The sequence below is a fragment of the Variovorax sp. UMC13 genome, assembly GCF_014170375.1.
In the GTDB taxonomy this organism is placed as follows: Bacteria; Pseudomonadota; Gammaproteobacteria; order Burkholderiales; family Burkholderiaceae_C; genus Variovorax.
In genome coordinates this window covers 281,719-305,693 of sequence record NZ_LZZW01000010.1, presented here as the reverse complement: position 1 = coordinate 305,693, position 23,975 = coordinate 281,719, and the positions used below count along the sequence as shown (strand labels likewise).

The following is a 23,975-nucleotide window of genomic DNA, read 5'->3' as shown; positions in this document are numbered from 1 at the left end:
CGTGAGCGCCTGGACCGAGGGCGGCTGGCTCAACGGCCTGATCGCGCTGCTGCAGTCGGTGCAACTCGCGCTGCTGCGCCTGCTCGGCTGGCTGGGCCTGGCGGGCACCAGCCATGGCCAGCCGGCTTGGCCCTGGGCCTGGCGGCTGTCGGGCGAGAACCTGCTGATCGACCTGGGCCAGGCGCGGCGCCTGGGCCTCACGGTGGCTGTGCTCGCGTTGTGCGCCCTCGTGCTGCTGCTGGCGGTCTTCTGGCGCCGCCGCCGCTGGCCCCTGCTGGCCAGCGTGCCCTTGTTGTTGCTGCTCGCGCCCTGGCCCGACGCGCGAGTGGCCTGGGTGCCGGCCACGCCGACCAGCTTCCATCGCTCGCCCAGCGGCTTCACGGTGCAATCGATCGCGCAGGGCCGCGCGCTCTATGCGCAGCATTGCATCGCCTGCCACGGCAGCGACGGGCGAGGGCAGGGGCCGCTTGCGGCCGCGCAGCCCGTATGGCCGCCCAACCTGAGCGGTCCGCTGCTGTGGCGGCGCGCCGACGGCGACCTGCTGTGGCATGTGCTCAACGGCACGCGCGACCGCCACGGCGCGCCGTCGATGCCGGCCTTCGGCGCCGTGCTGCGCGACGACGAGGCCTGGGCGCTGATCGATTTCATGAAGGCGCAGGCCGCGGGCGAGACCTTGCGCGCGACCGGCGCCTGGGCGCTGCCCGTGGCGCTGCCCGATGCCGGCGTGCGCTGCGACGGCGGCCCGGCGCGCCCGCTCGCGAGCTGGCGCGGCCAGCGCGTGCGCATCGTGGCCGCGGGCGCGCCGCCCCTGGAGGACCCACGCCTGGTGACGGTCTGGCTGCGACCCGCCGCCTCGGCCGCGCCGAGCGCGGGCTGCGTGCTCGAGGGCGACGCCGCCTGGGCCGCGTTCTCGCAGGTCGCGGGCAGCGCGGCGCTGGCCGGCGCTGAACTGCTGGCCGACCGCGACGGCTGGCTGCGCGCGCTCGGACGGCCGGGCCAGGCCGGCTGGTCGGACGACGACCTGCTGTGCCGCACCGAGATCGCGCCGCGCGCCGTGGACGCTGCACCGCCCACCGACGGCCTGGAGGCGCTGATCCGCCGCATGGACGCGCAGCCGGTGCGCTTCGTCAAGGGCGGCTTCGTCCACTGAATTCTCCCCTCTCTCAAAGAAAGAAATCGAGCCATGACCTTCTCCTCCCGCCGCCAGTTCGTGACCCAGGCCCTCGGCACCGCCGCGGCCCTGGCCTTGCCCGCCGTCGCATCGCATGCCCAGTCCCGCCCGGTGCTCAAGGCCGGCGACCAGAAGGGCGGCCTGCGCGCGCTGCTCGAGGCCGCGGGCGGGCTCGAGGGTCTGGGCTACGACATCCAGTGGTCGGAGTTCCCGGCCGCCGCGCCGCTGGCCGAGGCGCTCAATGCGGGCGCGGTCGATTCGGGACCGATCGGCGATGCGCCGCTGATCTTCGCGCTGGCCGCGGGCACGCGCGTCAAGGCCATCGGTGCCAACCGCTCCGATGCCTATGGCACGGCCGTGCTGGTGCGCCCCGACTCGCCACTGAAGTCCGCGGCCGAGCTCAAGGGCAGGAGCATCGCCACCAACCGCGGCTCGATCGGGCACTACGTGGCGCTCAAGGCCATCGGCTCGGCCGGCCTCCAGCCCGAGGACGTGAACATCCGCTTTCTCGCGCCCGCCGATGCCAAGCTGGCGCTCACGCAGGGCTCGGTCGACGCCTGGGCCACCTGGGAGCCCTACACCGCGCTGGCCGAGGTCAGCAAGCACGCGCGGGTGCTGGTCAGCGGGCGCGGCCTGCTGCCGGGCCTGAGCTACCTCGCCGCCACCGACGGCGCCATCGCCGCCAAGCGGCCGGTGCTGCAGGATTTCCTGCAGCGCGTGGTGAAGGCGCAGCGCTGGTCCTACGACAACGTCGACGCCTACTCGGCCGCGCTGGCCCGGATCATCGGCATCCCGCCCGAGGCGGCGAAGCTGCAGTTCGAACGCCGCCAGCAGAAGTGGGTGGCCATCGACGCGCAGGTGGTCGCCGACCAGCAGGCCACGGCCGACTTCTACCGCCAGGTCGGGCTGATCAAGCAGCCGCTCGATGTGAAGGGGACCTTCGACACCGGCTTCAGCGTGGCCGGCTGAGCGAACGCTGAAACGTAGCGGAGTCCAAGACCTGCGTAGACGCGTGCCCGGCGCGCGGGCCGTCGCTGGCTAGAGTCGATCCATGACTTCCACCGACACCCGCTACGCCATCGCCCCCGCGCCCGTCCACTCGCTGCCCATCGCGGGCGAGCGCGCGCGCTTCCCGGTCAACCGCATCTTCTGCGTGGGCCGCAACTACGCCGAACACACACGCGAGATGGGCCACAACCCCGAGCGCGAGCCGCCCTTCTTCTTCATGAAGCCGGCCAACGCCATCGTCGCGGACGGCGCGGCCTTCGCCTACCCGACGCTGTCGAGCGACGTGCACCACGAGATCGAACTGGTGGTGGCGCTCAAGACGGGCGGCGCGAACATCGCCGCGGCGGACGCGCTCGCGCATGTCTACGGCTATGCCGTGGGCCTGGACATGACGCGCCGCGACCTGCAGGCCGAGGCCAAGAAGGCGGGCCGGCCCTGGGACACCGGCAAGGCCTTCGACGGCTCCGCGCCCTGCGGCGAACTGGTGCCGGTGGCACAAGCCGGGCATCCGGCCGCGGGCGAGATCCGGCTCGAGATCAATGGCGCGCAGCGCCAGGTCGGCGACCTGTCCGACATGATCTGGAACGTGCCCGACACCATCGCCTACCTGTCGACGCTGTTCACGCTGCAGCCCGGCGACCTGATCTTCACCGGCACACCGGCCGGCGTGGGCGCGGTGCAGCGCGGCGACCGGCTGCGCGGCACGGTGGCGGGCGTGGGGGTGCTGGCAGTCGAGGTCGCCTGAAGCGGCGGTGCGCGGCTTGGCGTAGGCTCGCGGGCGCGATGCGCTCTTCCTCTTCCCTTCCCACCTCCGTCCGCACCTACGGCATGCACGAGCGTGCCGATCACCTGGATTTCGACATCCGCTTCCAGGGTGCGCGCAACGAGCTCACCTTGCCGCACCGGCATGCCTACTTCCAGATCCAGGTCGGCATCGAAGGGCAGTCGCAGCAGGCCATCGGCGGCGCGGTGCGGCCCTTCGGCCCGCGCCACCTGAGCTTCGTGCTGCCCTACCGGGTGCACGTGATCCCGCACCCGCCCGAGGCGCTGTACTGCATCGTCAACTTCGACCAGCGCTTTCTCTGGCCGACGCTCGAGGTCGATGCGCTGGACCTCGACGACGTCTCGCTCGCACGCCATCCCGACCTCGCGCCCTTCCTGTTCCAGGAGTACGTCGACTTCGCCTTCGACGCGGCGGACTTCGCGCGCATCCGCGGCTGGCTCGACGAGCTGCAGGCGCTCAACGCGGGCCGCGGCTTCGGCGCCAAGATCGCGATGCGGGGCATCGTGCAGCAGATCATCGGGCTGGCCTGCATGCGGCAGGAAGAAGCGCTGATGCGGCGCTCGCTGCAGCACAACGGCCGGACCTCGCAGCGCGACGCCCTGCAGCGCGTGCTGCGCTATGTGCGCGACAACCTCGACCAGCCGCTGTCGCTCACCGATGCGGCCGCCGCCGCCTTCCTCTCGCCCAACTACCTGGCCAACCTGCTGCGCAAGAAGACCGACCGCACTTTCACCGAGCTGGTGACCGAGCGGCGCATGGAGCGCGCGAAGGAACTGCTGTCGTCGACCTCGCTGCTGGTGCGCGAGATCGCCCACCAGTGCGGCTTCACCGACGAGGCCTACTTCAACCGGCGCTTCCGCCAGTGGGTCGGGACCACGCCGCGCAACTTCCGGCGCTCACACGAGGCGGGCACGCCGGGCTAGGGACGTGCGCTCGCCCGCGCGATCTGCGAGAGCCGCCGGACCAGCGGCTCGAACAGCTCGGCCGAGGTGTTGCCGTAGCCCAGCACCAGGCCGTTGTCACCGGCCAGCGGCTGCAGCGCGAAGCCCGACAGCGGCCCGGGCGCGATGCGGTGGCGCAGCGCCTCGGCCGCGATCCGGCGGTCGTCGAATTCCGCGGGCAGGCGCACCGTGAGGTGCAGGCCGCAGTGGCCGCCCTCGATGCTGTGCGGCACCTTCAGGTGCTGCTGCAGCGCGAGCCGCAGCGCCTGCTGCCGGCCCCGGTAGAGCCGCCGCATGCGGCCCAGGTGGCGGCTGAACTGGCCGCTCTCGATGAAGTCGGCCATCGCGAGCTGCTCAGGGCGGTGGCCGCCGCGCAGCATCTCCTCGAGCGGCGCCTGCACGCCCGGTAGCAGCGCCTCGGGCAGCACCAGGAAGCCCAGCCGCAGGGAGGGGAACATCGTCTTGCTGAAGGTGCCGACGTAGAGCACGGGCGCGTCCTCCACCAGCCCCTGCATCGCGCCGATGGGCTCGCCGGCGTGGCGGAACTCGCTGTCGTAGTCGTCCTCGACGATCCACGCGCCGTGCGCACGCGCGCGGGCGATCAGTTCGAGCCGGCGCGCGATGCTCAGCACCGCGCCGCCCGGGTACTGGTGCGAGGGCGAGGTGTAGACCAGCCGCGGCGGGTGCTGCTGCCAGTCGCGCTCGCGTGCCTGCAGGCCCTCGGCGTCGACCCGCAGCGGCACGATGCGCAGGTCGCCCGCGCGCATCGCGGCCTTGGCGCCGCGGTAGCCCGGGTCCTCGACCCAGCCGACGTCGCCTGGATTGGTGAGCAGGCGCACGCACAGGGTCAGCGCCTCCTGCGCGCCCTCGGTGACGACGATCTGCCGCGGCGCGCAGCGCACGCCGCGTGCCACCGACAGGTGCCGCGCGATGGCCGCGCGCAGCGGCGCTTCGCCCAGCGGGTCGCCGTAGCCCAGCGCGGCCGGGCCCGCCGCGCGCAGCGCCCGGTCGAGCGCGCGGCGCCAGGCGGTCAGCGGGAAGTGCGACAGCGCGGGCACGCCGGGGCGCAGCGCGGCGTCCGAGTCGGGGCGCGATGCGTTCGGCGGGAAGGCCGCGAGGCGGCGCGCGGTGACCGGGGTGCCGGTGGGGGCCGCCGCGCGCCCGCGCAGCGCCGGCGCCGACAGCGCGGCCACACGCGTGCCCTGGCGGTCGGGCTGCACATAGCCTTCGGCCGCCAGGTGCTCGTAGGTCGCGCTCACGGTGTTGCGCGAGATCGCCAGCGTCTCGGCCAGCATGCGCGAGCCCGGCAGCCGGCTGCCGGGCGCGAGGCTGCCGTCGAGGATGGCGTGCCTGAGCCGCTCGTACAGCTGGCGTTGCATCGGGCCCGCGTCGCGTTCCCGGCGCAGCGGGGCCTCGAGCAGGGCAGCGGGGGAGGGGGCGGACCGTGGCACCATGAAACGCATTCTGCCTGGCACTTCCAATGGGGCCATGGCGCGGCTACCTTCGGGGCTTCTGCTGGCCGTGCCAGCCCCTTTTTTCGAAAGACCTTGCCATGCCCACCCGCCTCAACGACTTCGGCCAGCCCGTCGGCCCCGCGCTGCCCGACTGGACCCCGCATGCCCTGCCGCCGCGCCAGCCCATCGAGGGCCGCTTCTGCCGGCTCGAGCCGCTCGACGCGGCCCGGCACGCCGGCGACCTGCATGCCGCCTACGCGCAGGCGCCCGATGGGCGCGACTGGACGTATCTGTCGATCGAGCGCTCCGACGATCCCGCGGCCACGCGCGCCTACATCGAGCGCATCGCGCAGAGCGCCGATCCCATGCATTTCGCGGTGATCGACCGCGCCAGTGGCCGCGCGGTGGGCACGCTGGCGCTGATGCGCATCGAGCCCGCGCACGGCGTGATGGAGGTGGGCCACGTCACCTTCTCGCCGCTGTTGAAGAAGACGCCGCTGTCGACCGAGGCGCAGTACCTGCTGATGCGCCTGGCCTTCGACACGCTGGGCTACCGCCGCTACGAATGGAAGTGCGACAGCTGCAACGAGCCCTCGCGGCGCGCCGCCCAGCGGCTGGGCTTCCGCTTCGAAGGCGTCTTCCGCCAGGTGCTGGTCTACAAGGGCCGCAGCCGCGACACCGCGTGGTTCTCGGTCATCGACAGCGAATGGCCGGCGCTGCGCAGCGCCTTCGAGCGCTGGCTGGCGCCGGACAACTTCGACGCGCAGGGGCAACAGCGCACGGCGCTGGAGCGGTTCCGGCCGGCCGCCTGAGCGGCCGCACCGGGATCAGGCGCCGGGTTTCTGCGCCTGATCGCACTTCACTTCGAAGTGCTCGATGTCGTCCAGCGTGGCGCCGATGCGCGCCGCGCTGAGGCAGCCGCCCCAGACGCAGCCGGTGTCGGTCGAGAGCAGGCCGGGCCGGTCGATCCAGCCCAGCGTCGACCAATGGCCGAAGGCGACGGTGGCGTTCGCGCTGCGGCGCTGCGGCACCTCGAACCAGGGCATGAAGCCGGCCGGCGGGGCGTCGGCGCTGTCCTTGGTGTCGAAGTCCATCACGCCCTCGGCGGTGCAGAAACGCAAGCGCGTGAGGCCGTTGACGATGGCGCGCAGCCGCGCGGTGCCCGTCAATGCATCGTCCCACTGCGCGGGCTCGTTGCCGTACATGGTGCGCACGAACTCGCCCAGCGTCGGCCCGCGCAGCACCGCTTCGACCTCCGCCGCCAGCACCAGGGTCTGCGCCACCGACCATTGCGGCAGCACGCCCGCATGCACCATCAGCAGGTCGCGCCCGCCGACGGTCTGGTGCAGCGCCATCGCCTGGTGGCGCAGCCAGTCGATCAGCGCGTCGCGGTCGGGCGCGTCGAGCACGCCGTCGAGCGTATCCTTGCGGCCCGACTTGCGTGCGCCGTGGGCCACGCCCAACAGGTGCAGGTCGTGGTTGCCCAGCAGGCTGCGCGCGGCGCCGCCCAGCGCCTGCACCCGGCGCAGCACGTCGGCCGAGGCCGGGCCGCGGTTCACCAGGTCGCCCAGCAGCACCAGCGTGTCGCGGCTGGGGGAGAAGTCGATGCGTTGCAGCAGGCGGCCCAGGGCCTCGTCGCAGCCCTGCACGTCGCCGATCAAGTAAAGTGCCATGTCCCCATTCTCTCCTTCGTTCATGGATGTTTTCCTGCTGGCCTTGCTGACCACGCTCAATGCGTTGTTCGCGATGTCCGAAATGGCCCTTTCCACCAGCCGTCGCGCGCGGCTCGCCGCATTGGCCGAAACAGGGGATGCCGGCGCCGCCGCGGCGCTCAAGCTGATGCAGGACCCGACCCAGTTCCTGTCGAGTGTGCAGATCGGCATCACGTCCATCGGCATGCTCAGCGGCATCGTGGGCGAGGCCGCCTTCGCGGCGCCGCTGGCGGTCTGGATGGAAGGCGCGGGCATGGGCGCCGGCACGGCCAGCGTGGCCTCGACCGCGGTGGTCGTGACCTGCATCACCTTCTTCACCATCATCTTCGGCGAGCTGGTGCCCAAACGCATCGGCCAGCTCTACCCCGAACCGGTGGCGCGCTTCGTCTCGCGGCCCATGCGCGCGCTGGCCACCGGCGCCAAGCCCTTCGTGCTGCTGCTGTCGGGCGCCACCGCGATGATCCTGAAGCTGCTGCGCATCGACTCCAACGCCGCGCGCACCGTGACCGAGGAAGAGATCTCCGCCAGCCTGGAGGAGGGCGTGGACGCCGGCGTGATCGAGATGCACGAGCACCAGATGGTGCGCAACGTGTTCCACCTCGACGACCGCCGCCTGAGCTCGCTGATGGTGCCGCGGGCCGACATCGAGTGGCTGGACGCCACCGACACCGTGGCCTCCAGCCTGCAGAAGGTGGCGGCCGCCGGCGCGCTCAACCTGGTGCATTCCTGGTACCCGGTGTGCCGCAACTCGCTCGACGATGTGGTGGGCGTGATCAGCGTGGCGCACCTGCTGCGGCTCGGCCCCCAGCACGAGGGCAGCATCGAGGGCGTGGCGCAGCCCGCCTCCTTCGTGCCGGAGACGCTCACCGGCATGGAGCTGCTCGAGCAGTTCCGCATGCGCGCCGGCCGGCTGGTGTTCGTGGTCGACGAGTACGGCGTGGTGCAGGGCCTGATGACGCCGCGCGACCTGCTCGAGGCCATCACCGGCGAGCTGCAGTCCAACACCACCACCGACGCCTGGGCCCACAAGCGCGAGGACGGCGCCTGGGAGCTCGACGGCCTGATGCCGGTGTCGGAGCTGCGCGCGCGGCTCGCGATCCGCGAGCTGCCCGAGGAGGAGCGCGGCCGCTACAACACCGTGGCCGGCCTGCTGATGGCCGTGTCGGGCCAGCTGCCGATCGTGGGCGAGCGCATCGAATGCGCGGGCTGGACCTTCGAGGTCACGGCCCTCGAAGGCCGCCGCATCGACCGCGTGGTGGCCCATGCAAGCACCGAGAGCGACGATGGACGATCCTGAATACGAATACCTGAAGGGCCAGGCCCGGCCGGGCTTTCCCGCGCTGTTCGCCGAATTCGAACAGCGCAGCGCCGAGGCGGTGCGCGAAGGCCCGTGCACGCTCGACCTGCACTACGGCGTCGGCGAACGCTGCACCTTCGATTTCTTCGACGCCGGCCCGCGCGCGCGCGGCGTGCTGGTCTACCTGCACCCCGGCTACTGGCAGTGGCGCGACAAGGCGGGCTTCCGCTTCGTGGCGCCTTCGCTGGTGCAGCGCGGGCTGCATGTGGCGATGGTCAACTACCCGCTGTGCCCCAGCGTCTCGCTGGCCGCGCTGACCGAGACCGTGCGCAGCGCCATGCCGGCCGTGCTGGCCCATGCCGACGCCGCGCTGCCGCTGATCGCCGCGGGCCACTCCGCCGGCGGCCACCTGGCGATGGAGATGGGGCTGACCGACTGGGCGGCGCGCGGCCTGCCCACGGTCGAGGTGGCGGGGGTGCTGGCGCTCAGCGGGCTCTACGACCTCGTGCCGCTGGCCCGGACCTCGCTCAACGAGAACCTGCGCCTCGATGCCGACAGCGCCATGGCCGCTTCGCCGCTCTACCGCGCGGTGTCGAACGGCCCGCCGCTGCTGCTGGCCGCCGGGGCCGACGAGACGCCCGCCATGCGCGAACAGAGCCGGCGCATGCACGAGGTCTGGCTGGCCATGGGCAACCATTCCACGCTGCACTTCGAACCCGGGACCGACCACTTCAGCCTGCTGCAGCGGCTGGTCGCGCCGGGCAGTGCGCTGGGGCGGCAGGTCGATCTGCTGCTGGAACATGCATTGAGCTGAGAACGTGCGAATGAGCCTGCTGCGCACGCCGATCCCGCATCTGCGGTGCTCACCGCACGCAAGTGCGGCTCCGCTCCTCGATACAGGCTCGGCGCGCTCGCGACGGCTCCTTCACACGTTCTAAGTCGTTGAGGCGCCCATGCAACGCTTCGGCGTGCGCAGCGCCGCAAGGGCCGACCGCTGGATAGAATGCGAATCTTTCTCATTTAACCATCGGTGACGATTCGCATGATGCCACACTTCGCCCGTCGCTCGACGCTCTCCCTCGCCCTCGGCCTTCTCTCGCTGCAGGCCGCTGCACAAGGCGCCGGCGCCACGCTGCCCGAGGTGCGCGTCGACGCCAACACCGAGCGCGAGACCGCCACCTCGGCCGTGATCGGTTACCGGGCGAAGAACGCCGTCACCGCGACCAAGACCGACACGCCGCTGGCCGAGACGCCGCAGGCCGTCACCGTCGTGACCCGCGACCAGATCGTCGACCAGGGCGCGACCAGCCTGCAGGACGCGCTGGGCTACGCCGCCGGCGTGCGCTCCGACGCCTACGGCCTCGACGCGCGGACCGACTCGGTGCGCATCCGCGGCAGCGAGCCGACCGTGTTCCTCGACGGCCTGCGCCAGGCCTACGGCTACTACACCAGCACCACGCGCACCGAGCCCTACACGCTGGAGCGGCTCGAGGTGCTGCGCGGCCCCGCGGGCATGCTGTTCGGCTCGGGCACCGCGGCCGGCATCGTCAACATGGTCAGCAAGCGGCCGCAGGTCGAGACGCAGCGCGAGGTCGGCGTGCAGTTCGGCAACTGGGGCCGCAAGCAGGTCCAGGCCGACCTGACCGGCGCGCTAAGCGCGGACGGCGACTGGTCGTACCGGCTGGTCGCGCTGCACCGAAATGCCGACACGCAGGTCGACCACGTGCCCGACGACCGCAGCCTGATCGCGCCCTCGCTGACCTGGCGCCCGAGCGCGGCCACCTCGCTCACGCTGCAGGCGCTGTGGCAAAAGGACAAGAGCGGCTCGAGCTCGCAGTTCCTGCCCTGGGAAGGCACCATCCAGCCCAACCCCAACGGCCGCATCCCCGCGAGCCGCTTCATCGGCGAGCCCGGCGATTACTACAACAGCGAGCGCAAGAGCTTCGGCTGGCTGTTCGAGCACCGCTTCAACGACACCTGGACGGTGCGGCAGAACTTCCGCCTCGCCAGCAACGACAACGACAGCCGTTACCACTACGGCGATTTCTTCACCCTCACCGGCGGCTGGGGGGCGGACCCGATCAACAAGCGCCTGCTGGGCCGCGTGGGCGACAGTTCGTCGACCCGCAACCGGCTCGCCGCGATCGACAACCATGCCGAGGCCCACTTCGCCACCGGCGAGGTGCAGCACACGCTGCTGCTGGGCGCCGACTTCTCGCGCCAGCGGGAGAACGTCGCGAGCGGCAGCAACTACAGTTTCATCGACGCCTACGCGCCGGTCTACGGCAACTTCGTCGAGCCCGTGCGCTCCGACCTGCCGCGCACCACGCAGCGCAACAGCGGCGTCTACGCGCAGGACCAGCTCAAGTGGAAGCAGTGGATCTTCCTGGCCGGCCTGCGCCACGACCGGGCCGTGTCCGGCGTGGCCGGCAGCGAGGACCAGACGACCAGCGCCACCACCAAGCGCTTTGCCGCGATGTATGTGCTGCCGTCGGGCTGGTCGCCGTACCTGAGCTACACCGAGTCGTTCACGCCGCAATCGCCGCGCATGGGCCAGGTCTTCAAGCCGCTGCGGGGCGAGCAGTGGGAGGCCGGCCTCAAGTACGAGCCCCAGGGCCGTGCCATGGCCTACAGCGCCGCGGTCTACGACCTGCGCGAGAAGAACCAGATCGTCCAGCCGATGCCGAACACCTTCAACCAGCTGGGCGAAACCAAGAGCCGTGGTGTGGAGCTCGAGGCCAAGGGCTCGATCGGCCGCGACCTCGACCTGATCGCGAACTACACCTACAGCGATCTCGACAAGGAGATCGAAGGCGTGCCCAGGCACCAGGCCAGCGTCTGGGCCAAGTACCGTTTCGCGATCGCCGGCACCACCGGCTTCTCGGCCGGCGCGGGCGTGCGCTACCTGAGCAGCTTCCGCGACACGTCCTACGGCGGCTACGGCCCGAACATCCCCAGCGTCGCGCTGCTCGATCTGGTGCTGGCCTACGACACTGCGAAGTGGCGCTATGCGCTCAACGTCAACAACGCCACCGACAAGACCTACTTCAGCACCTGCCTGGCGCGGGGCGACTGCTGGTACGGCAAGGGCCGGGAGGTGGTGGCCAGCGCCACCTACCGTTTCTGATCCGCGACTGAAAAAACTCCCAAAGAAGACCACGATGAACAGCCGAAGAATCAAGACCTGGGCCTGGGTCCACAAGTGGAGCAGCCTGGTCTGCACCGTGTTCATGCTGCTGCTGTGCCTCACCGGGCTGCCGCTGATCTTCCACCATGAGATCGGCCACCTGCTGGGCACCGAGATCGAGGCGCCGAAGATGCCGGCCGGCACGCCGCGCGTGAGCCTGGACCGCGTGCTCGAGGTCGCCAAGTCGAAGCACCCCGATCGCGTGGTGCAGTTCGTCTCGCAGCCGGAAGACGACGACGGCCTGTGGTTCGTCACGCTCACGCCCACGCCCGCGCCCACCGACGATTTCAAGTCGGTGGCGGTCGACGCGCGCACGGCCGAGGTGCTGGCGCAGCCCAAGTTCGACGAGGGCTTCATGTACGTGATGTTCAAGCTGCACGTCGATCTGTTCGCGGGCCTGCCGGGCAAGCTGTTCCTGGGCTTCATGGGCCTGCTGCTGCTGGTGGCCATCGTCTCGGGCGTGGTGCTCTACGCGCCCTTCATGCGCAAGCTCGAGTTCGGCACGGTGCGGCACGACAAGCGCCCGCGCCTGAAGTGGCTGGACCTGCACAACCTGCTGGGCATCGTCACCCTGGTCTGGGCCTTCGTGGTCGGCGGCACCGGCATGATCAACACCTGGGCCGACCTGGTGATCAAGTACTGGCAGTACGACCAGTTGAGCGCGCTGCTCGCGCCCTACAAGGACCAGCCGGTGGTGGCGGTGGGCGAGCGCGCGTCGGTGCAGAAGTCGCTGGACGCGGCCTACGCGGTCGCGCCGCACTCCAAGCTGTCCTTCATCGCCTTCCCGGGCACGGCCTTCTCGAGCCCGCACCACACGACGGTGTTCCTCAAGGGCAACGAGCCCTTCACCTCCAAGCTGCTGCAGCCGGTGCTGGTCGACGCCAAGACCGCCGAGGTCACGGCCGCGCCCAAGCTGCCCTGGTACCTGACGGCGCTGCTCGTGTCGCAGCCGCTGCACTTCGGCGACTACGGCGGCATGCCGATGCAGATCCTCTGGGCGCTGCTCGACATCGCGACCATCATCGTGCTGGGCAGCGGCCTCTACCTGTGGCTCAAGCGCGGCAACAGCGTGCCCCTGCCCAAGAGCAGGGAGGCCCTGGCCGCCCCGCCGCAGGCCGCGCCCGCCCTCAAGGAGATCCGCTCGTGAAGCCCAAGCATGCGTTCTGGAAACTCTGGGGCTGGCCTATCGCGCTGGGCCTGCTGACCACGGTGGGCCTGATCTCCGCGCTGTTCAGCGACGGCGGCGCGGGCGACATGCTGGCCTGGCTCACGCTGGGCATCCCGGTCGGCGTGTGCGTCTGGTTCGGCTGGGTGCGCAAGCCGCGCTAGCGGCGATGCCGGCGGGGTACCGGTGCGCGGGCGCTACCATCCCACGCACGGCACCGCGTGGCGCCGCGGCTTGGAAAGGACCTTCCCTTTGGCCCGCCTGGACCCTCGCAACACCTCCCGCTACCGGCATGCGCCTGGCCTGCCGGGCATGGACCTGCTGCAGGCGGACTTCACCACGCACGACTACGCGCCCCATGTGCACGACTCCCTCGTCGTCGCGGTGACGGAAGCGGGCGGTTCGGAGTTCAGGAGCCGGGGACGCACGGACATCGCCCACCCCGGCGCGCTGCTGGTCTTCAACCCGTCCGAGCCGCATTCGGGCCGGATGGGCGGCAGCGCGCGCTGGCGCTACCGCGCCTTCTACCTGGCCGAACCGGCCATGCGAGAGCTGCTTGGCGCCCTCGGCCTCGACCGGCCCGGCTATTTCACCGCCAACACCGTGCCCGACACGGACCTCGTCGCGCGGCTGACGGCGCTGCATCGCCTGCTGGACGCAGACGCACAGGACACGCTGCTGCAACGCGAGCTGCTCGTGCGCACCTTCGGCGACCTGCTGCAGCGGCACGGGCAGGCGGCGCGCCGCATGCCCCAGGCGCCCAGGGACAAGGCCGCGCTCGCGCCGGTGCTGGAACTGCTGCGCGATGGCCATGCGCAGAGCCTGAGCCTCGAGCAGATGGGCGCGGCCGCGGGCCTGACGCCGTTCCAGCTGATCGTGGCGTTCAAGCGCACGCTGGGCCTGACGCCGCACGCCTACCTGACGCAGCTGCGCCTCAGGGCCGCGCTGCGCGGGCTGCAGGCGGGCCAGTCCTTCGTCGAAGCGGCGCTGGCCGCCGGCTTCTGCGACCAGAGCGCGATGAACAAGCACTTCAAGCGCACCTTCGGCATGACGCCGCGCCAGTATGTGGACGCGCGGGCGCGCTGAGATTCGTCGCGCCACCCTCAATTCCGACCAATAGCGTTTCGCGCGGTCCTGCCATGCTGAGGTCCATCAGCAAGGTGACCCATGACGCGACGCTTCTGCCAGGACCATCCCGACATTCTCACGCTCGATGCCACGGTCATCGGGGCGCGGCCCGGTGCGGTGCGGCTCTCCCGGCATCCTTTCTACCCCGGTGGCGGCGGAAACGACGTGCTGGCCCAGGACCTGGCGGTGGCGGCGAGCGACCTGCTCCTGAACGCCGCCCACGCCGAGAAGGGGCTGCTGCGCTCCCGCTCGGTGACGCCGCCGCCGTCGCCCGAAGGCCTGGTCCGCATCGTCGAGATCGCCGGGCTCGACCGCCAGGCCTGCGGCGGTACGCACCTGGACTCCACCGGCGCCTCGCGCCCGATCCGCATCCTCAAGATCGAGAACAAGGGGCGTTCCAACCGCAGGGTCCGCATCGGGCTGCAGGAGCGGTGATGCGCAACGCACTGCTCGCCCTGTGGGCGCGTCCGCTCTGGCTGTTGTGGCTGCCGCCCGCCTTCTGGGCCGGCAACCTGGTGCTGGGCCGGGCGCTCGGGCCGGTCTTTCCGCCGGTGTCGCTGGCGGTCGGCCGGTGGGTCGTGGCGCTGGCCGTGCTGGCGCCTTTCGTCTGGCGGCAGGCCTGGCGCGAGCGCGCGCTGCTGGCCAGGCACTGGCGGCTGATCGCGGCCTGCGGCGCCTTCGGCATCGCCGGCTACAACGCGCTCGGCTACCTGGCCTTGCAGACCGTGCCCGCCGCCAGCGTCGCCTTCCTCAACTCGACGCTGCCGCTCATGGTCCCGCTGGCCGCGGTGCTGCTCGGCGTCGAGCGCATCACCTGGAAGACGCTGGCCGGCATCGCCATCTCCTTCGTGGGCGTGACCTGGATCGTGGCGCGCGGCGACATGGCCAGCCTGGCGGCGCTGCGCTTCGACGGCGGCGAGCTGCTGGTGATCCTGGCGGTCGCCAACTACGCGGTCTACTCGGTGCTGCTGCGCCGCAAGCCGGCCGCGATCAGCCCGCTGGTGTTCCTGCTGGCGACCATGGCCACGGGGCTGCTGGTGCTGATGCCCTTCTGGGCCCTCGAGCTCGCGCGCGGGGCGCGCATCCCGAGCGATCCGGCCTCGCTCGGGGCGGTCCTCTACATCGGCATCTTCGCCTCGCTGTTCGCCTTCATCCTCTGGAACCGCTGCGTCGCGACGCTCGGCGCCACGGTGACCGGCGTGTCCTTCCACCTCGTCGCGCTGTTCACCGCGCTGCTGGCCTTCGTGGCGCTGGGCGAGCCGGTGCGCGCCTTCCATGTCGCGGGCATCGTGCTGATCCTGCTCGGCTTCTTCGTCACCACGCTGCGGCCCGCGGCGCGCGTGGCCGCGCCGTCCGCGCCTTGACCGGGCCCAGGACCGACCTGGACGCCGCCGACGCCCAGCGGCCAGGCCTCGCGGGCTGAGCGCAGCGGGCCGCGATCAGTTCTGGTCGCTGGTCTCGGTGCGGTCCGGCGACAGGCACAGTGGGCCGGTGCAGGCCGAGGCCCGGAAGAACAGCGGCGAGTCTGGCAGGCCGAAATAGCGCAGGCCGTTGGCCGTCTGTGCATTGGCCTGGATCGCGTTGGCTTCCTGCAGGCCGAACACCGGGTCGGGGTTCTCGAGGAACTCGTAGGCGAAGGAACTCGCCTGTGTCGTGTCCTTCACGTAGAAGAGGAAGTCCTTGCTGTCTTCCATGAAGCGGTTCTTCAGCAGCCGGAAGCCTTGCGTGCCCTGGTTGCGGATCTGCGCCTTGAGGTCGTCGACCGTGCCGCCGACCACGCTCTGCGGGCTGACCACCGCCTTCACTTCATAGCGCGCCGCGCTGCTGAGGTCCTTGAGGAAGAACTGGTAGTCGCCCTGGCCGTACAGGGCCGGCTTGGCCCACGGCCGGTAGCCGTTCGCGCCTTGCGCGTTGGCGCGGCTCACGTAGTCGGCGGAGGTGGCGGCATAGGGTTCGGCCGTCAGGTCGAAGGTGGCCGAGCTGCCGAGGTCCTGGCGGTAGAGCACGGCGAACTCGGGATCGTTGTTGCCGTTGATGGCAATGGGCGCGAGGATCTTCAGCAACACCATGCCCTGCGCGCCCTGCTCCTTGGCCTGCGCCAGCAGCGCCTGCAGCGCGGTGGACTGCAGGATGTCGTAGGTCAGCCGCTTGTACGCGTAGCGGTAGGTGGTGTCGCTGTCCTTGACCATCATGAAGTTGTCGCGCAGCGTCAGGATGTCGCCGCTGGCCTCGCCCTCGAGGTAGCGATAGCCGGCCGCGCCTTCGCGGTTGAGCAGGGCGATGTAGTCGTCGAAGCGCTTCTCGGCCGAATCGGTGTCGAAGTTGCGCTCCTGCCGGAAGCTCAGGAACTTGTAGTCGGCGCTGATCGGCGTGGGGTCCGTGCCGGGTTGCGGGTTCGTCACGGGGTCGGTGCCCGGGCCCGGGCCTGCGCCACCGCCGGGCGTGGGTGTGGGTGTGGGTCCCACGCCGATCGGCGTGCCATCGCCGCCACCGCCGCCGCCGCCACACGCCACCAATGCCGCGGTCGCCAGCACGGCCAGGAACAACTTCGTCTTCATGATCTTCTACCTCCGGTGTTTGTCATGCACGCCGTCACGGAACGGTCCGTGGGGCGGTGCCGGTGAAGATAGGTGGGGCTGCGCCGTGGCACCAGTGTCCAAAGTCACTGATCGGTGCCCTCGCCTGGGGCGCACGGCGCATGCTTCCCGCGCGAGGCCGCGATCCGGACGCGCGTGGAACTGCGGGTGGCAGAGAAGTCCTACGTGGCGCTCCGCGCAAGACCTATGAGGCCTCGGCGCGGCTTGAGGGACACCACGCCCCTGGGCTTTGGAGCAGCGTCGGCGTCTCCCAGATGCGTCGACAGGAGAACAGTCATGGCCATGTCGGCAAACGTGATCTCTTCAGACCGGGTCGAAGGCAGCGCCGTCTACAACACGGCGGGCGACAAGTTGGGCACCATCGACGACCTCATGATCGACAAGCTGTCCGGGCAGGTGCGCTATGCCGTGCTCGAGTTCGGCGGCTTTCTGGGCATGGGGACCGATCGCTATCCCATTCCGTGGGGCATGTTGAACTACGACACCTCGCAGGGCGGCTACGTGGTGCCGCTGGACAAGGCCAAGCTCGAGGGCGCTCCGAGGTACGCCGACAGCAGCGTGCCGGAATACGATGACCCCTACACCATGCGCATCAACAACTACTACGGTCTTTGATGCCATCGCCCCGGGCGTGCCGAGGGACCGGGCGGCGTGCCGCCCGCGTCCGCTGCATCCCCGGCGGCGCAGGCGTTCAGCGCTGCGCTGTCAGCCATGCTGCAAAGAGCATGTCGACCGCTTTCTTCCATTCCTGCAGGGACTGCTCGTGCTCCGCGTCCAGGCGCTGCACCCGCTTCACGTTGAACTCGCGTCGTTGTCCGAACCACCGCCGCCGCGATGCGCGCCGCACAGGCAAGGTGGGCACCACGGCACCCTCCTTGCACAGGATCGACACCTTTTGCTCGGTCGACAGGATGTCCTCCACGATGCCCTTGGCGGGCTCCTCGTCCCCGGAACCGGCCTCGTCCTGCTCACGATGGTGATCGCGCATGGTGTCCCTTCCGTTCAGCCGCCGCGATCGCCGATGGCGTGGCTCTTGACGGTCTGGATGGTGGCTTCCACCCGACGGCGGATGTGCGTCTCGTAAAGGCTTTCGATGTCTTCCTTCCACCGCGCCACGGCCTGCTTCAGTTCGTCGTCCGCCATGCGCTCGGCCTCGGCGTAGCGGGTGCCGTCATCGTCGAAACGCTGGGGAGGCGGCGGGCGCCGCGTGGGGAAGCGTGGGATGGCCACGCCGGCCTTGCGAAGGATCGACTCTTTTTGACTGATCGACAGCATCTTTCACCTCCAGTCCTGTCTTCCAGGTATCAGCCGCAGAGAGCTCGTCTGCGCGGATGCATCAGGCTCGTGCGCGTGCATGTCTCGTGTCTCGTCGCGCCTGGACGGCGCGCTTGCCCTCGTTCCAGTCAATCTAGGACGCTGAGGCGATCGGCCTGTAGGAGAAAGAGAACTTTAGTAGTCCGAAATTCGACGGTGAGGCCGTCCAGGACGCGGTCCGGGTACCCAGGGGCGTTGCGATGTGGACTCACTCGGTTCCGGGTGGTCAGAAGGCGGCCACCAGGAAGCGACGACTCGCGCTTCGGCTGGCGCCTGATTCCGCGTCGGATGCCGGGCCCCCCGGCGGCCCGGCTTCAGCAGGCTGCGTCCTGCGCCACGCACACCGTATCGCGCCCCGCCTGCTTGGCCCTGAGCATGGCCAGGTCCGCCCGGTGCAGTGTCTGCAGCACGGATTCACCGTCGCGCATGCCGGCGATGCCGGCCGAGACTGTCAGCGGCCCGTCGGGCCGCGGCACCGACGCCAGCCTCGCGCGCAGGCGGTCGGCCAGCGCGCGGGCCTCGACCTCGCCCTGGTCCGGGAGCAGCACGCAGAACTCCTCGCCGCCCAGCCGGCCGAAGACGTCGCCATTGCGCAAGGCCTTGTGCAGCACCTCGGACATGCCGCGCAGCACGGCATCGCCAGCCGCGTGGCCATGGCCGTCGTTGAGGCGCTTGAAATGATCGATGTCCAGGTACAGCAGCGTGAGCGGCGTGCCCGCCGCGCGGGCCCGGCCGGCGGCCCGGTCGGCCTGCAGCAGGAACTCGGCCCGGCTGAGCGCGCCCGTGAGCGTGTCGGTGACGGAGAGCCGGGCCAGCCGGCATTCCTGGTCGAAGGCCCGGCGCTGGTAGTCCTGCATGCGCAGGTGGCTGACGAAGCTGGTCACCAGGGCCATGGCCGCGAAGAGCACGCAGAACACGGTGTCGGTGCGGCTGGCCGTGGGGTCGAGCACGAAGGGCAGGAAGAAGGCATAGCAGGCCAGCGCACCGCCGAGCCACTGGGCCAGCGTGATCCAGAAGAAGCTGGTGGCCAGCATCACGATGGCCGCCGCGGGCAGGAAGTAGATCAGCGGCTGGTCGGTGCCCAGCGCGCCCAGGTAGCTGTTGAAACTGACCGTGGCGATGGTGGCCATGCAGGCGACGCCGTAGGTGCGCACCGAAGGGGCCCGCACGATCAGGTAGGCGAAGAGCGCCGTCAGCGGCAGCAGCAGCACCCGCAGCACGAGGTACTCGGGCGTGGGGATCAGCAGCCGCGCCAGCAGCGCGACCGCCGAGCCCAGCACCGCCGTCACGCCCATCTCGACGGCCGTGGCCTGCAGGCGCCTGAGCGTCTGTTCGCGATAGGCTTCTTCGCTGTCGGCCGCTGGCGCTTCGTCGGGTCTCAAGGGCACGGTGGGTTCCGTACGAGCGCGCATCCCGGGATCCGGGCGCGCGAGCGGCAAGACGACGGCGACAGGCCGAGGCGGTGGGGTCGTGTCTCGCAGTGGGAGCGCATCTGGGAAATCGTGCGGGGAAGGCCCGCAGGTGCGGCGGCCGTTCCCGGGAGCAGGGCTGTCTTGGCGGATGCGCTGGATCGCGTGTGAATTTCTCGGTCCTGGACGGGCTGGGCCTGCCCCGCCGCGGCCTCGACCGTCGCCGTGGGCCGCCAGGCGGATGCGCCGGCATCCGTCGATGGTACCCGGCACGCGGAGGCCCCGTGGCCCGCCATGCCGTTGACGGCCGCAGGCGCCCGCGCCCGTCAGGCGAGGCGCGTCACTCGACCTTCACGCCCGCGGCCTTGATCACCTGCGCCCACTTCTCGACCTCGGCCTTCTGGAAGGCCGCGATCTGGGCGGTCGTCATGTCGGCCGGCTCCATGCCGAAGCCCTTCATCTTTTCCTGCATCTCGGGCTGCGCGAGGATGGTGCGGATCTCCTTGTGCAGCCGGTCGACGATCGGCGCCGGCGTGCCGGCCGGCACGAAGATGGCCTGCCACGACACGACCTCGAAATCGGTCAGGCCCTGAAGGCCCGACTCGGCGATGGTCGGCACCTCGGGCAGCGACGCGAGCCGCTTGGCCGAGGTCACGGCGATGGCGCGCAGCTTGCCGCTCTGGATGTGCGGCGCGGCCACCACCGTGGTGTCGAACATCATGTCGACCTGGCCGCCGATCACGTCCTGGATCGCGGGGCCGCTGCCCTTGTAGGGCACATGGGTGAACTTCACGCCCGACTTGAAGGCCAGCAGTTCCAGCGACAGGTGCTGCGAGGTGCCGGTGCCGGCCGAGGCCGAGGACAGGCCGCCGGCCTTGGCCTTGCTCGCCTCGAGCACGTCCTTGAGCGTCTTGTAGGGGCTGGCGGCATTGACCACCAGCACCACTGGGTTGGTGCCGATCAGCGTGACCGGCGCGAAGGACTTGACCGGGTCGTAGCCGATCTTCGGGTACAGGCTCACGTTGATGGCGTGCGAGCTGATGGTGCCGCCCAGCAGCGTGTAGCCGTCGGGGGCCGCGCGCGAGGCGATCTCCGAGCCCACGCTGCCGCCCGCGCCGCCGCGGTTGTCGATCACCACGCTGGTGCCCAGCACCATGCCCAGCTTCTGGCTGATCAGCCGGCCCAGCACGTCGGTCGTGCCGCCGGCCGGGAAGGGCACCAGGTAGGTGATGGCCTTGCCGGTGGGCCAGGCGCCCTGGGCGAAAGCAGCGGGCAGGGCGCTGGCGGCGAGGCCGGCGATGGCGGTCTGGATGAGGGTGCGGCGTTGCATGGTCTTGTCTCCGTTCGATGGTCGAGAAAGGCCCGCAGACGCGACGCGCCTGAGGGGTGGTGCCGTGTTGTTCTAGGTCTTCGGCACGCGGTGCGTGGAGCCGGTCAGGGTTTCAGGTTGAGCTTGGTGATCAGGCCCTTGAAGTAGGTGTTGTCCTTGGCCAGCGTCTCCTTGAACACCGCGCCGTCGGTGTAGACGTAGCCCAGGTTCTGCTTGTCCATCACCTCGTGCATCAGCGGCTCGGCGGCGGTCTTGGCGGCGATCTCGCGCAGCCGCGCCATCACTTCGGGCGGCGTGTTCTTGGGCGCGCCGAGGCCGCGCCAGGTGCCGATCGACAGGTCGATGCCGCGTTCCTTGGCGGTCGGCACCTTCTCGAAGCCCTTGACGCGCTGGTCGGCCATCACCATCAGCACTTTGAGCTTGCCGCCCTGCACATGCGTCGTGACCTCGGCCGGGCTCACGGCCACGGCCTCGATGTGGCCGCCCAGCAGCGCCAGCACCGCGGGCGCCGCGCCCTGGAACGGGATGTGGTTGAACTTGGTGCCGGTCTTGTCCTCCAGCGCGGCCGCGGCCAGGTGCCAGATCGAGCCGTTGCCGGAGTTGCCCACGCGGATGCTCTCGGGCGCCTTCTTGGCGTCGGCCAGGAATTCCTCCACCGTGTTCCAGGGCGCATCGGACTTCACCGTGATCGCGGCCGGGTCGGCGTTGAGCTGCGCGATGGGCTGGAAGTCGTCGTAATTGAACTTGGCCAGGCCCAGGTGCGGCAGCGTGAGCAGCTCGACCGTGAGCACCGCCAGCTTGTAGCCGTCGGGCCGGGCGTTGATGACTTCGGTCCAGCCGATCGCGCCGCCGGCGCCGGGCCGGTTGACGATCACGATGCTCTGGTCGATGTGCTTGCGGCTCGCGTCGGCGAAGGCGCGTGCCAAGCCGTCGGTGCCGCCGCCGGGCTGGTAGGGCACCAGCAACTCGATGGTGCGGGTCGGGAACTTGGGGGCCTGAGCCACGGCCGGCGCGGCGGCGCCCAAGGCCAGGGCGGCGAGGGCGGACAGCGCGGCGATGCGGCGCAGGAAGGGAAGGGCTGTCATGGGTCTGTCTCTGCTGTTGGAATGAGGAAAAAAAACGGTGTGCCTCAGGGCATGTACTGCCCGCCGTTGACCTCGAGGACCTGGCCCGTCACGTAGCCCGAGAGCTGCGCCGAGGCGAGGTAGAGGAAGGCACCGGTGCAGTCGTCGGGTTCGCCGATGCGGCCCATCGGGATGCCGGCCTTGAAGGACTCGAGGATCGCGGGCGTGGAGAAGCGGTCCTGGAAGGGCGTCTGGATCACGCCCGGGGCGACCGCGTTGACGCGGATGTGGTCCGGGGCGAGTTCCTTGGCCAGGCCGTGCGTGGCGGTGCTCACGAAGCCCTTGGCGCCCGCATAGAGGTAGGCGCCCGGCCCGCCGCCGGTGCGCGCCGCGACCGAGGATACGTTGACGATGCTGCCGCCCTGGCCGCGCGTGCGCATCAGCGGCACCACCTCGCGGCAGAAGGCCAGCACCGAGCGCGCGTTGATGTGCAGCACCTCGTCGAACAGCGCGTCGTCGAACTCGGCGATGGGCGCGCGTTTCACCAGGCTCCCGGCGTTGTTCACCAGCACGTCGATGCCGCCCAGCCGCGCGTGCGTGTCGCGCACCACGCGGGCGATGGCGGCCGAGTCGCGCACGTCGCCCTGGATCGCGAAGGCCTCGCCGCCGGCCCGGACGATGGTGTCGACCACCGCCTGTGCCGGCCCGGCCGACTGGTTGTAATGCACGGCCACGCGCATGCCGCGCGCGCCGTAGGCGATGGCCACGGCGGCACCGATGCCGGTGCTGGCGCCGGTGACGAGGGCGGTCTTGCCTTGAAGGTCTTCCATCTTTTCTTCCTTGTGAATTCAGGTCACGGGTGCGGGGTTGAAGAGCACCAATGCGTTGTGCAATTTCCAGTGCTCGGCCCAGGTCTTCTTCCGGCCGCTGGCCACGTCGAGCATCAGCCGGAACATCTCCCAGCCCACGTCCTCGATGCTGGCCTCGCCGTCGGCGATGCGGCCGGCGTTGATGTCCATCAGGTCGTGCCAGCGGCGCGCCAGGTCGCTGCGCGTCGCGACCTTGATCACCGGCACCTCGGCCAGGCCGTAGGGCGTGCCGCGGCCGGTGGTGAACACATGCAGGTTCATGCCCGCGGCCAGCTGCAGCGTGCCGCAGATGAAGTCGCTGGCGGGCGTGGCCGCATAGAGCAGCCCCTTCTGCCGGGCCTTCTCGCCCGGCGGCACCACGCCCGAGATCGGCGCGCTGCCGCTCTTGACGATCGAGCCCATGGCCTTCTCGACGATGTTCGACAGCCCGCCCTTCTTGTTGCCCGGCGTGGTGTTGGCGCTGCGGTCGACCCGGCCCTTGTCGAGGTAGGCGTCGTACCAGGCCATCTCGCGGATCATCGCCTCGGCCACCGCGGGCGTGCTGGCGCGCGAGGTCAGCTGGTCGATGCCGTCGCGCACCTCGGTCACTTCCGAGAACATCACGGTCGCGCCCGCGCGCACCAGCAGGTCGGTGCAGAAACCGACGGCCGGGTTGGCGGTCACGCCTGAAAAAGCGTCGCTGCCGCCGCACTGCACGCCCACCACCAGCTCGCTCGCGGGCACGGTCTCGCGCCGGCGGGCGTCGAGGCGTTCGAGGTGTTCCTCGGCCTGGCGCAGGATCGCATCGACCATCGACATGAAGCCCACGTGCGCCTCGTCCTGCAGGCACAGCACGTCGAGCTTGGCGTCGGCGCTGTTGCCCACGTCGGCCACGTTGCGCTCGTCGATCAGCGGGATGGTGCCGGGCGGCATCAGGCGCTCGGGCTGCAGCTTCTCGCAGCCCAGGCTGATCACCATCACCTCGCCGCCGAAGTTGGGGTTGAGGCTGATGTTGCGCAGCGTGCGGATCGGAATGATCGCGTCGGGCGCGTCGATCGCCACGCCGCAGCCGTAGCCGTGCGCCAGGCCCACCACGCCGTCGACGTTGGGGTACTTCGGCAGCAGCTCGGCGCGGATGCGCTGCACCGCGAAGTCGACCACGCCGGCCACGCACTGCACGGTCTGCGTGATGGCCAGCAGGTTGCGCGTGCCGACCGAGCCGTCGGGGTTGCGGTAGCCCTCGAAGCTGTAGCCCTCCAGTGGCGGCATCGCCGGCGCCGCCACGGTGGCGATGGGCAGGCCCTCGAGCGAGCGCGCCTCGGGCATCCGCAGCAGCCGCTCGTGCACCCAGCTGCCCGCGGGGATGGGCTTCAAGGCATAGCCGATGGGCACGTCGTAGCGCCGCACCACGCCGCCTTCGGGGATGTCCTCGAGCGCGACCTTGTGCGCCTGCGGCACCTTGTCGACCAGCACCAGGCCCGACGCGAACACCGTGCCCGCCGGCAGGCCGCCGTCGTTGGCCACGATCGCGACGTTGTCGCGTTCGTGCATCTGGATGGACAGGGG

24 protein-coding genes are annotated in these 23,975 nt (G+C 70.5%); 14 read left to right on the top strand and 10 right to left on the bottom strand.

The window, feature by feature from the left end; all coding sequences use genetic code 11:
• Position 1: 1 nt before the first annotated feature.
• From A9977_RS06385 to A9977_RS06370, 4 genes are all read left to right on the top strand, one after another.
• Complete coding sequence (locus A9977_RS06385; RefSeq protein ID WP_183024031.1) at positions 2-1,150, top strand: cytochrome c; 1,149 nt, start codon at positions 2-4, stop codon at positions 1,148-1,150.
• Between the two features lie 33 nt (positions 1,151-1,183).
• Positions 1,184-2,140: an ABC transporter substrate-binding protein gene (locus A9977_RS06380; protein ID WP_183024030.1), complete on the top strand. Its 957-nt coding sequence runs from the start codon at positions 1,184-1,186 to the stop codon at positions 2,138-2,140.
• Between the two features lie 82 nt (positions 2,141-2,222).
• Positions 2,223-2,924, top strand: a complete 702-nt coding sequence (locus A9977_RS06375) for a fumarylacetoacetate hydrolase family protein (RefSeq protein WP_183024029.1) — start codon at positions 2,223-2,225, stop codon at positions 2,922-2,924.
• A gap of 38 nt (positions 2,925-2,962) precedes the next feature.
• Positions 2,963-3,886 (top strand): AraC family transcriptional regulator, encoded by a 924-nt coding sequence (locus A9977_RS06370; RefSeq protein ID WP_259651837.1) that lies wholly within the window; start codon positions 2,963-2,965, stop codon positions 3,884-3,886.
• On the opposite strand, the gene A9977_RS06365 is transcribed toward A9977_RS06370, so the two are convergent.
• Entirely contained in the window at positions 3,883-5,358 is a 1,476-nt protein-coding gene (locus A9977_RS06365) for a PLP-dependent aminotransferase family protein (RefSeq protein WP_183024028.1), read from the bottom strand. The genes A9977_RS06370 and A9977_RS06365 overlap by 4 nt on opposite strands.
• Before the next feature lie 98 nt (positions 5,359-5,456).
• Between A9977_RS06365 and A9977_RS06360 the strand changes: the two genes are divergently transcribed.
• Positions 5,457-6,170: a GNAT family N-acetyltransferase gene (locus A9977_RS06360; RefSeq protein WP_183024027.1), complete on the top strand. Its 714-nt coding sequence runs from the start codon at positions 5,457-5,459 to the stop codon at positions 6,168-6,170.
• Between the two features lie 15 nt (positions 6,171-6,185).
• On the opposite strand, the gene A9977_RS06355 is transcribed toward A9977_RS06360, so the two are convergent.
• Positions 6,186-7,031: a symmetrical bis(5'-nucleosyl)-tetraphosphatase gene (locus tag A9977_RS06355; RefSeq protein WP_183024026.1), complete on the bottom strand. Its 846-nt coding sequence runs from the start codon at positions 7,029-7,031 to the stop codon at positions 6,186-6,188.
• Between the two features lie 22 nt (positions 7,032-7,053).
• Between A9977_RS06355 and A9977_RS06350 the strand changes: the two genes are divergently transcribed.
• The 8 genes from A9977_RS06350 to A9977_RS06315 all read left to right on the top strand — a co-directional run bounded on the left by A9977_RS06350 (position 7,054) and on the right by A9977_RS06315 (position 15,211).
• On the top strand, positions 7,054-8,367 hold the full coding sequence (locus tag A9977_RS06350) for a hemolysin family protein (RefSeq protein ID WP_183024144.1): 1,314 nt from the start codon (positions 7,054-7,056) through the stop codon (positions 8,365-8,367).
• Entirely contained in the window at positions 8,354-9,181 is an 828-nt protein-coding gene (locus tag A9977_RS06345; protein WP_183024025.1) for an alpha/beta hydrolase, read from the top strand. Before A9977_RS06350 ends, A9977_RS06345 begins: the two co-directional genes overlap by 14 nt.
• A gap of 228 nt (positions 9,182-9,409) precedes the next feature.
• On the top strand, positions 9,410-11,494 hold the full coding sequence (locus tag A9977_RS06340) for a TonB-dependent siderophore receptor (RefSeq protein ID WP_183024024.1): 2,085 nt from the start codon (positions 9,410-9,412) through the stop codon (positions 11,492-11,494).
• A 34-nt stretch (positions 11,495-11,528) separates the two neighbouring features.
• The gene (locus A9977_RS06335; protein ID WP_183024023.1) at positions 11,529-12,701 is read left to right on the top strand and encodes a PepSY domain-containing protein; all 1,173 of its coding nucleotides are present in this window, start codon (positions 11,529-11,531) and stop codon (positions 12,699-12,701) included.
• Positions 12,698-12,883 (top strand): hypothetical protein, encoded by a 186-nt coding sequence (locus tag A9977_RS06330; RefSeq protein ID WP_183024022.1) that lies wholly within the window; start codon positions 12,698-12,700, stop codon positions 12,881-12,883. Before A9977_RS06335 ends, A9977_RS06330 begins: the two co-directional genes overlap by 4 nt.
• Before the next feature lie 88 nt (positions 12,884-12,971).
• On the top strand, positions 12,972-13,805 hold the full coding sequence (locus A9977_RS06325) for an AraC family transcriptional regulator (RefSeq protein ID WP_259651836.1): 834 nt from the start codon (positions 12,972-12,974) through the stop codon (positions 13,803-13,805).
• An 81-nt stretch (positions 13,806-13,886) separates the two neighbouring features.
• On the top strand, positions 13,887-14,282 hold the full coding sequence (locus A9977_RS06320) for a hypothetical protein (RefSeq protein WP_183024021.1): 396 nt from the start codon (positions 13,887-13,889) through the stop codon (positions 14,280-14,282).
• Entirely contained in the window at positions 14,279-15,211 is a 933-nt protein-coding gene (locus A9977_RS06315) for a DMT family transporter (protein ID WP_183024020.1), read from the top strand. Before A9977_RS06320 ends, A9977_RS06315 begins: the two co-directional genes overlap by 4 nt.
• A 75-nt stretch (positions 15,212-15,286) precedes the next feature.
• On the opposite strand, the gene A9977_RS06310 is transcribed toward A9977_RS06315, so the two are convergent.
• Positions 15,287-16,405 carry a hypothetical protein gene (locus A9977_RS06310; protein WP_183024019.1) on the bottom strand — a complete coding sequence of 373 codons (1,119 nt, stop codon included), beginning with the start codon at positions 16,403-16,405 and terminating at the stop codon, positions 15,287-15,289.
• 315 nt (positions 16,406-16,720) lie between these two features.
• Here A9977_RS06310 and A9977_RS06305 point away from each other — a divergent pair, with 315 nt between their 5' ends.
• On the top strand, positions 16,721-17,059 hold the full coding sequence (locus A9977_RS06305; protein WP_183024018.1) for a PRC-barrel domain-containing protein: 339 nt from the start codon (positions 16,721-16,723) through the stop codon (positions 17,057-17,059).
• Between the two features lie 76 nt (positions 17,060-17,135).
• On the opposite strand, the gene A9977_RS06300 is transcribed toward A9977_RS06305, so the two are convergent.
• The 7 genes from A9977_RS06300 to garD all read right to left on the bottom strand — a co-directional run bounded on the left by A9977_RS06300 (position 17,136) and on the right by garD (position 23,960).
• Positions 17,136-17,432, bottom strand: a complete 297-nt coding sequence (locus A9977_RS06300) for a hypothetical protein (RefSeq protein WP_183024017.1) — start codon at positions 17,430-17,432, stop codon at positions 17,136-17,138.
• A gap of 14 nt (positions 17,433-17,446) precedes the next feature.
• Positions 17,447-17,719, bottom strand: a complete 273-nt coding sequence (locus A9977_RS06295; RefSeq protein WP_183024016.1) for a hypothetical protein — start codon at positions 17,717-17,719, stop codon at positions 17,447-17,449.
• 353 nt (positions 17,720-18,072) lie between these two features.
• Positions 18,073-19,146, bottom strand: a complete 1,074-nt coding sequence (locus A9977_RS06290; protein WP_183024015.1) for a diguanylate cyclase — start codon at positions 19,144-19,146, stop codon at positions 18,073-18,075.
• A 361-nt stretch (positions 19,147-19,507) separates the two neighbouring features.
• The gene (locus tag A9977_RS06285) at positions 19,508-20,497 is read right to left on the bottom strand and encodes a tripartite tricarboxylate transporter substrate binding protein (RefSeq protein ID WP_183024014.1); all 990 of its coding nucleotides are present in this window, start codon (positions 20,495-20,497) and stop codon (positions 19,508-19,510) included.
• Between the two features lie 104 nt (positions 20,498-20,601).
• Positions 20,602-21,582, bottom strand: a complete 981-nt coding sequence (locus A9977_RS06280) for a tripartite tricarboxylate transporter substrate binding protein (protein WP_183024013.1) — start codon at positions 21,580-21,582, stop codon at positions 20,602-20,604.
• Positions 21,583-21,626: 44 nt separating this feature from the next.
• Positions 21,627-22,391: an SDR family NAD(P)-dependent oxidoreductase gene (locus A9977_RS06275; RefSeq protein ID WP_183024012.1), complete on the bottom strand. Its 765-nt coding sequence runs from the start codon at positions 22,389-22,391 to the stop codon at positions 21,627-21,629.
• Positions 22,392-22,409: 18 nt separating this feature from the next.
• Positions 22,410-23,960 (bottom strand): galactarate dehydratase, encoded by a 1,551-nt coding sequence (garD, locus tag A9977_RS06270; RefSeq protein WP_183024142.1) that lies wholly within the window; start codon positions 23,958-23,960, stop codon positions 22,410-22,412.
• Between the last annotated feature and the right edge of the window lie 15 nt (positions 23,961-23,975).